The sequence below is a fragment of the uncultured Tepidimonas sp. genome, assembly GCF_938045175.1.
In the GTDB taxonomy this organism is placed as follows: Bacteria; Pseudomonadota; Gammaproteobacteria; order Burkholderiales; family Burkholderiaceae_C; genus Tepidimonas.
The window spans coordinates 1-7,623 of the sequence record NZ_CALIND010000129.1; the positions used below are offsets into that span (position 1 = coordinate 1).

General features: G+C 68.9%; 9 protein-coding genes. 5 read left to right on the forward strand and 4 right to left on the reverse strand.

Translation table 11 applies throughout. The annotated features are described in order from the left end of the window. Positions 1 to 261: histidine phosphatase family protein (locus Q0716_RS06845; protein WP_299021255.1), on the forward strand; the 261-nt coding region annotated here is incomplete at its 5' end. 19 nt (positions 262 to 280) lie between these two features. Here Q0716_RS06845 and ruvB read toward each other — a convergent pair. Both ruvB and ruvA read right to left on the reverse strand, forming a co-directional pair. Next, on the reverse strand, positions 281 to 1,345 hold the full coding sequence (gene ruvB / locus Q0716_RS06850; protein WP_299021257.1) for a Holliday junction branch migration DNA helicase RuvB: 1,065 nt from the start codon (positions 1,343 to 1,345) through the stop codon (positions 281 to 283). Between the two features lie 10 nt (positions 1,346 to 1,355). Next, positions 1,356 to 1,931 (reverse strand): Holliday junction branch migration protein RuvA, encoded by a 576-nt coding sequence (ruvA, locus tag Q0716_RS06855; RefSeq protein ID WP_299021260.1) that lies wholly within the window; start codon positions 1,929 to 1,931, stop codon positions 1,356 to 1,358. A gap of 35 nt (positions 1,932 to 1,966) precedes the next feature. Here ruvA and Q0716_RS06860 point away from each other — a divergent pair, with 35 nt between their 5' ends. Further along, positions 1,967 to 2,908, forward strand: coding sequence for a PhoH family protein (locus tag Q0716_RS06860; RefSeq protein WP_299021262.1), 942 nt, complete (start codon positions 1,967 to 1,969; stop codon positions 2,906 to 2,908). 6 nt (positions 2,909 to 2,914) lie between these two features. Then, positions 2,915 to 3,382 (forward strand): rRNA maturation RNase YbeY, encoded by a 468-nt coding sequence (ybeY, locus tag Q0716_RS06865; RefSeq protein WP_299021264.1) that lies wholly within the window; start codon positions 2,915 to 2,917, stop codon positions 3,380 to 3,382. 12 nt (positions 3,383 to 3,394) lie between these two features. On the opposite strand, the gene Q0716_RS06870 is transcribed toward ybeY, so the two are convergent. Beyond that, the gene (locus Q0716_RS06870; protein WP_299021265.1) at positions 3,395 to 4,321 is read right to left on the reverse strand and encodes a cation diffusion facilitator family transporter; all 927 of its coding nucleotides are present in this window, start codon (positions 4,319 to 4,321) and stop codon (positions 3,395 to 3,397) included. Between the two features lie 16 nt (positions 4,322 to 4,337). Next, on the reverse strand, positions 4,338 to 5,594 hold the full coding sequence (gene tyrS / locus Q0716_RS06875; RefSeq protein ID WP_299021266.1) for a tyrosine--tRNA ligase: 1,257 nt from the start codon (positions 5,592 to 5,594) through the stop codon (positions 4,338 to 4,340). A gap of 222 nt (positions 5,595 to 5,816) precedes the next feature. On the opposite strand from tyrS, the gene Q0716_RS06880 reads away from it, so the two are divergent. Both Q0716_RS06880 and Q0716_RS06885 read left to right on the forward strand, forming a co-directional pair. Continuing rightward, positions 5,817 to 7,163 (forward strand): M23 family metallopeptidase, encoded by a 1,347-nt coding sequence (locus tag Q0716_RS06880; RefSeq protein ID WP_299021268.1) that lies wholly within the window; start codon positions 5,817 to 5,819, stop codon positions 7,161 to 7,163. A gap of 22 nt (positions 7,164 to 7,185) precedes the next feature. Next, on the forward strand, positions 7,186 to 7,623 hold a 438-nt coding region (locus Q0716_RS06885; RefSeq protein WP_299021269.1), incomplete at its 3' end, for an anhydro-N-acetylmuramic acid kinase.

The following is a 7,623-nucleotide window of genomic DNA, read 5'->3' on the forward strand; positions in this document are numbered from 1 at the left end:
ACGACGTTTGCCGAGCTGGCGGCGCGCCACCTCGGCGGTCAGATCGTGGTCGTGGCCCACGGCGGGGTGCTCGACATCTTGTACCGGGCCGCCGCACGCGTCGACCTGCAGGCGCCGCGTGCCTGGGCCATGGGCAACGCCGCCATCCACCGCGTGCTGTGGACCGCGGACAGTGGCTTTGCGCTGTTGTCGTGGGGCGATACGCGCCACCTGGAAGAGGCCGACGAAGCCGGCCCGCGCGACGAGTCCGCGTCGGCATGACGCCGACCGCCGCATCACCCTACCCCGCGTCGGCGAACAGCCCGCCCGCGGCCGCCGGCGGCTGCAGCCCCAGATGGCGATACGCGGCCAAGGTGGCGCAGCGGCCACGCGGCGTGCGCTGCAAGTAGCCTTGCTGGATCAGATAGGGCTCGATCACGTCCTCGATCGTGCCCGGCTCCTCGCCGATGCTGGCGGCGATGTTGTCCAGCCCGACTGGGCCGCCGTCGAACTTGTGGATCACTGCCTCCAGCAGCTTGCGGTCCATCAGGTCGAAGCCCAGCGGGTCCACGTCCAGCATGGCCAACGCACGGTTGGCCATCTCCTGCGTGATGGTGCCGCTGCCCTTGACCTGGGCGTAGTCGCGCACCCGCCGCAGCAACCGGTTGGCGATGCGCGGCGTGCCGCGCGAGCGGCGCGCGATCTCGAAGGCACCCTCGGGCTCGATCGGCGCACCCAGCAGCCCCGCCGAGCGCGTCACGATGCGCGTGAGTTCCTCGGCCGAATAAAACTCCAGCCGCGCCACGATGCCGAAGCGATCGCGCAGCGGGTTGGTCAACATGCCCGCGCGCGTGGTGGCCCCCACCAGCGTAAAAGGCTGCAGATCCAGCTTGATCGAGCGCGCCGCCGGCCCCTCGCCGATCATGATGTCGATCTGGTAGTCCTCCAGCGCCGGATACAGAATCTCCTCGACCACGGGACTCAGCCGATGGATTTCGTCGATGAACAACACATCGTTGGGCTCCAAGGCCGTCAGCAGAGCCGCCAAGTCCTTGGGCTTTTCCAGCACGGGGCCACTCGTCTGGCGCAGATTGACGCCCATCTCGTACGCGATGATGTGCGACAGCGTCGTCTTGCCCAGCCCGGGCGGGCCGAACAGCAGCACGTGGTCCAGCGCTTCGCCGCGCTTCTTGGCCGCGCCGATGAAGATTTCGAGCTGCTCGCGCACCTTGGTCTGGCCCACGTACTCGTCCAAGCCCTTAGGGCGCAACGCGCGCTCCAGGGCCTCCTCGCGGCCTGACTCCGGCGCGGCCGACACCAGCCGCGACCGCGGGCTGGGCGCAAAATCGTCGGTCTCGATCGTCACGGCGGCTTCCTCACTTGGCCAGCGCCTTGAGCGCCAGCTTGATACCCTCGCTCACCCCCACATCGGCAGGCAGCGCCTGCAGCGCCGCCGCCGCCTCGCGCTCGTGGTAGCCCAGCGCCAGCAGCGCCTGCTGGATATCGGCGTGCGCGTCGCTCACCGGGGCCGCCGTGGGCGGTGCCAAATCGGGAGCGAGCTTGCCCTTGAGCTCCAGCAGCAGCCGCTCGGCGGTCTTTTTGCCGATGCCCGGGATCTTGACCAAGCGACCCGCCTCCTGCGCGGCCACCGCCTGCGCGAGTTCCGCCACGCTCAGGCCTGACAGCAGCGCCAGCGCAATGCGCGGACCCACGCCGCTGATCTTGATCAGCGCGCGAAACGCGTCGCGCTCGGCCGCGCTGGCAAAGCCGTACAACAGGTGCGCGTCCTCGCGCACCACCAGGTGCGTCAGCAGCGCCACGCGCTCGCCGGTGGCGGGCAGGCCGTAGAACGTGCTCATGGGCACTTCGACCTCGTAGCCCACGCCGTGGCAGTCGACCACGATCTGCGGCGGGTGTTTGTCCAGCAGGGTGCCGGTGAGTTTGCCTATCATTGGGGCCTCTCGTTCAACACCCTGGGATTATCGGCTTGATCCTGCGCCACGCATTCTCCCCCGCCGACAACACGCGGCTGGCCCACCTGTGCGGGCCGCTGGACCAGCACCTGCGCACGGTCGAGGCCGCCCTGCAGGTGCGCATCGCGCACCGCTTCGAACACTTTCGCGTCGAGGGCCCCAAGGCCGCCGCCACCCAGGCAATGGAGGTGCTGCAAGCCCTGTACGAGCTGGCGCGCGAGCCGATCGCGGCCGAGACGGTGCAACTCATGCTTGCCGGTGATGGGCCACCGGACGCGCCCGGCACCCCCGGCCCGGTGCTGCAAACGCGCCGGGGCGAGATTCGTGGCCGAACCGCCAACCAGGCGCATTACTTGGCCGCCATCGCGAGCCACGACATCACGTTTGGCATCGGGCCGGCGGGCACCGGCAAGACGTACCTGGCCGTGGCCTGCGCGGTGGATGCGCTGCAGCGCAGCGCGGTGCAACGCCTGGTGCTGACGCGCCCGGCGGTGGAAGCCGGCGAGCGGCTGGGCTTTTTGCCCGGCGACCTGGCGCAAAAAGTCGACCCCTACTTGCGACCGCTGTTCGACGCGCTGTACGACCTGATGGGCTTCGAGGCGGTGCAAAAAGCCTTCGAGCGCCAGCAGATCGAGATCGCGCCGCTGGCGTTCATGCGCGGGCGCACGCTCAACCACGCCTTCGTCATCCTGGACGAGGCGCAAAACACCACGCCTGAGCAAATGAAGATGTTTTTGACGCGCATCGGCTTTGGATCGAAGGCCGTGATCACGGGCGACGTCAGCCAGATCGACCTGCCGCGCTCGCAACTCTCGGGCTTGATCGACGCCGAGCGCGTGCTGCGGCGCGTGCAAGGCATCGCGTTTGCGCGCCTGACCAGCGCCGACGTGGTGCGCCATCCGCTGGTGGCGCGCATCGTCGATGCCTACGAAGCCCGCCCACCCGCGGCGGCTTGACCTGCCATGCCCCTGCCCACGCTCACCCTGTCGTTGCAGTTTGCCCGTTTCGACGACGCAGCCGCGCACCGCGCCGCGCTACCGCGCCATGCGGTCGCGCGCTGGATCCGCCACGCGCTCGAGCGCGATGCCGAGATCGCCGTGCGCATCGTCGATGCCGAGGAAGGCCGCGCGCTCAACCGCGACTACCGGCACAAAGACTACGCGACCAATGTGCTGACCTTCGACTACGCCACCGAACCCGTGGTGCAGGCCGATCTGGTGTTGTGCGCGCCGGTGGTGGCCCGCGAGGCCGCCGAGCAGGGCAAGTCGCTACAGGCCCACTACGCCCACTTGCTGGTGCACGGCACACTGCACGCCCAGGGCTGGGATCACGAGACCAGTGACGCCGACGCTGAGGCGATGGAGGCGCGTGAAATCGCCATCTTGACCCGGCTGGGCTTTGCCAACCCCTACGCCGCGCGTGACCGCTGACGCTGGGCCCGATCATTTGAGGTCGTGCGTGTCGTCGAAGTGCGCCTCCACGTCCGTGGGCAGCAATTGGATGGTGGCGCGCAACCCGGGTACTGCGCTCATGAGCGCCTGCTCGACGCTGGCGCGCAAGGCCGCGGCGCGCCCCAGCGTCCAATGCGCGGGCATGTGCATGTGCAGATCGACGTAGCGGCGCTGGCCGGCCTTGCGCGTGTGCACATGATCGAAGCGGATGATCTCGGCGCCGCCGCGGGTGTGCGCAAAGTCGGCCAACACCGCATCGATGGCGGCGCGCACCTCGGGCTCGACCGCTTCATCCATCAACCCCTGGCTGGAACGCCACAGAAGATGCACGCCCTCGCGGGCGATGTTGATCGCCACCGCGATGGCAATCAGGGGATCGAGCCACCACCAGCCGGTGGCCACCACCAGCCCCAAGCCCACCACCACGCCGGCCGAGGTCCACACGTCGGTAAACAGGTGGCGCGCATCGGCCTCCAGCGCCAACGACCGGTGCACGCGGCTGGCGCGCAGCATCACCCACGCCAGCGCCCCGTTGAGCGCGGCACTGAACACCGACAGCACCAACCCCCAATCGAGCCGCTGCAACGGCTGCGGCGACCACAGGCGATCGAGCGCCGCCCAGACGATACCCAGCGCCGCCACGATGATGAGGATGCCCTCGAAGCCGGAAGAAAAATACTCTGCCTTGTGGTGGCCGTAAGGGTGATCGTCGTCGGCCGGGCGCGCCGCGACCGTCACCATCCACAGGCCAAACAGCGCTGCCGCCAGATTGACGCCCGACTCCATGGCGTCGGACAGCAGACCCACCGAGCCGGTCAGCCACCACGCCAGGGTCTTGAGCGCGATCGTGGCCAGCGCCACCGCGACCGAGACGGCCAGCAAGCGCTTCGGGGTCAGCCGCTGCCACATGCGTGCCATCGCTGCCGGGCCGTTTTCAGGCCAGCGTCACGCGGGCAAACTTGCGCTTGCCCACCTGCACCACGTAGGTGCCCGCCGACAGCTTGAGCCCCTTGTCACTGATCACACTGCCGTCCACGCGCACGCCGCCGCCGTCGATGAGGCGGTTGGCCTCGCTCGTCGAGGGCGCGAGCCCCGCCGACTTCAGCAGCACCCCAATGCCCATCGGCGCGCCGCTGAGCGCGACCTCGGGAATCTCCTGCGGCACCCCGCCCCTGGCGCGCAACTCGAAATCCTGCTGCGCCGCCTCGGCCGCGGCGGGGCTGTGAAAGCGCGCGGTGATCTCCTTGGCCAGCAATACCTTGACCTCTTTCGGGTTGCGGCCTTGCGCCACCTCGCGCTGCAGCTGCTCGATCTCGGCCAGCGAGCGCCGCGACAGCAGCGTATACCAGCGCCACATCAGCTCATCGCTGATCGACATCACCTTGGCGAACATGGTGTTGGCGTCCTCGGTGATGCCGATGTAGTTGCCCTTGGACTTGGACATTTTGTCCACGCCGTCCAAGCCCTCCAGCAGCGGCATGGTCAGGATGCACTGCGGCTCCTGCCCATACTCTTGCTGCAGGTGCCGGCCCATGAGCAGGTTGAACTTCTGGTCGGTGCCGCCCAGCTCCAGGTCGGCGCGCAGCGCCACCGAGTCGTAGCCCTGCATCAGGGGGTAGAGAAACTCGTGAATCGAAATCGGCGTGCCGGCCTTGAAGCGCTTGGTGAAGTCGTCACGCTCCATCATGCGCGCCACCGTGTATTTGGCGGCGAGCTGGATCATGCCGCGCGCGCCCAGCGCGTCGCTCCACTCGCTGTTGTAGCGGATCTCGGTGCGCGCGGGATCCAGCACCAGGCTGGCCTGGCGGTAGTAGGTGTCGGCGTTGGCCTGGATCTGCTCGGGCGTCAGCGGCGGGCGCGTGCTGTTGCGCCCGGACGGATCACCGATGAGCGAGGTGAAATCCCCGATGAGGAAAATGACCTGATGCCCCAAGTCCTGCAACTGGCGCAGCTTGTTGAGCACCACCGTGTGCCCCAGGTGGATGTCGGGGGCCGTGGGGTCCAGCCCCAGTTTGATGCGCAGCGGCTGTCCCGTCGCTTCGCTGCGACGCAGCTTGCGCACCCAATCGACCACCGGTAGCAGCTCGTCGCAGCCACGCAGGGTGATGGCCAGCGCCGCGCGCACCGCATCCGAGGCGCCCTGCAAGGCCTCTTCGGTCGCCGCGTCGGTGGATACTGTGGAAATATTCATTCGGGTTTACACAGATGACGGCGGTGGAAGAGCCGGTATACTCCGCCCATTCGCCCGCCGCAGATTGCGATTCGGCGCAGCTCGGTAGCCTCGAGCGCCAGCCGCGGTCCCGATTGTAGACGGCGGATCCAATCCTCCATGCGCGCCCTGCGGGCCTGCCAAGCAGGCTCGAGGTCCGGGTGAGTGTCGTCTCGCGCGGCCCACCCCCTCACTGGATACGGCATGATCGAACGATTGCAAGAACGGCTGCAACTCTGGCAGCGCCGGCTGCAGCGGCATCCGCGGCGTGTCGTGGCAGCCCTGGGTGTTCTGCTCTTGGGCACGGGCATCACCGCCTTCGGTACCGACCCGCTGGACGCCGCCCTCGACCGGCTGCCACAGCGCGAGCTCGTCGAGGCGGTGCCCGTCGCCTTCACCCCCGCAGACACCGAGACCCCGACCGCCCCTTTCATCCTCTACCGCACCGACACCACGCGCCGCGACGACACGCTGGCCACGTTGCTGCAGCGGCTGGGCGTCAGCGACGCCCAAGCCGCGGAGTTTTTGCGCCGCCACCCTGACGCGGCCCCGCTGTGGCGCGGACGGCCCGGCAAGTTGGTCAGCGCCGAGGTCGACGATGATGGGCGGCTGCTGCGCCTGACCGCGCGCTGGCTGCCGCGCGACGACAGTCCCACCTTCCAGCGCCTGACGGTACAGCGCGACGGCGGCGTGTGGCGCGCACGCCTGGAGTCCGCACCGCTCGTCGCCTCCGTCCACCTGGCCAGCGGTACCATCCGCACCTCGCTGTTTGCCGCCACCGACGCGGCCCGCCTGCCCGACAGCGTCGCCTCGCAGCTGGCCGATCTGTTCGGCGGCGAGATCGATTTCCGGCGCGACCTGCGCGCGGGCGACACCTTCCACGTCGTCTACGAAGCGCTGTCCGCCGACGGCGAGGTGCTGCGCTACGGCCGCCTGCTGGGCGCCGAGTTTGTCAACGCGGGTCGGCGCCACCAACTCGTGTGGTTCCAGCCGCCGGGTGGTGCCAAGGGGGGCTACTACAACTTCCAGGGCGAGAGCCTGCAGCGCGCCTTCCTTGCCTCGCCGCTGGCGTTTTCGCGCGTCAGCAGCGGCTACGGCATGCGCTTTCACCCCGTCTATGGCGATCGGCGTGCACACTTGGGCGTGGACTACGCCGCGCCCACGGGCACACCGGTGCGCAGCGTGGCCGATGCGGTGGTCGAATTCGCGGGCTGGCAGCGCGGCTACGGCAATGTCGTCATCCTGCAGCACAAGCAGGACCGCAAAACGATCTACGCGCACCTGAGCCGCATCGAGGTGCGCAAGGGCCAACGCGTGGAACAGGGGCAGACCATCGGCGCCGTGGGCGCCACCGGCACCGCCACCGGGCCGCACCTGCACTTCGAATACATCGTCGCTGGCGCGCACCGCGACCCGTTGACGATCGCGCGTGACAACAGTGGCGGCGAACCCCTGGAGGCACGCTGGCGGTCCGCGTTCGAGCGCGTCGCTGCGACCATGCGCGAACAGCTCACGGCGGCGGCCACGGTGGTGCAGGCCAGCGCGGAATAACCCCCCGATCGCGCAACGGGCCATGCACTGCATCGGGCTGATGTCCGGCACTTCGCTGGACGGCGTCGATGGTGTCTTGGTGGATTTCGGCCCGGAAGGCGACAGTGGCACGGGACGCGTCGTCGCCGACGCCAGTGTGCCCCTGACCGACGCTTTGCGCGCCGCGCTGCTGGCCCTGCAACACCCGGGGCCTGACGAGCTACACCGCGCGGCCCAGGCCGCGGCCCAACTCACCACGGTCTATGCCGACGTCGCCGAGCGGCTGTTGACCGCGGCCGACATGGCGCCGACGCAGGTGGCGGCCATCGGTGCGCACGGGCAAACCGTTCGCCACCTGCCGCCTGGACATCCCGGGCTGGGCGAGGACGAAGCCCCCTATACCCTGCAACTGCTAGCCCCGGCCCGACTGGCCGAAGCGACCGGCATCGCCGTCGTGGCGGATTTTCGCAGCCGCGACATC